1 protein-coding gene is annotated in these 232 nt (G+C 38.4%); it reads right to left on the bottom strand.

Annotated elements, in window-relative coordinates:
• A partial coding sequence (locus tag JR005_RS14800) for a hypothetical protein (protein ID WP_228731673.1) occupies positions 1-232 on the bottom strand: 232 nt, incomplete at both ends.

Here is a 232-nt window from a genome sequence, read left to right as displayed (position 1 = left end):
TCGGACAAGTCTTATATTTAGCTCCTGGTAAATAACCAGCAGCGAGTTGTGCTGACATGGCCATAAGTAGTTTAGGCATACTGACATTAATTCGACCATTTTCAAAACCCATACTCCCCGTACCATTCAGCAACATGTCAATATTACGAAGACCGACGTAATAATCGGTTGGATTGTTATTATCATTGGCATTTTGCCCACCATCAATTAAAAGAATTGAAGTAGATTTTGA

The sequence above is a fragment of the Acinetobacter sp. Colony158 genome, from assembly GCF_019264745.1.
GTDB lineage: Bacteria > Pseudomonadota > Gammaproteobacteria > Pseudomonadales > Moraxellaceae > Acinetobacter > Acinetobacter ursingii.
This window is presented reverse-complemented; position numbering and strand designations above follow the sequence as displayed.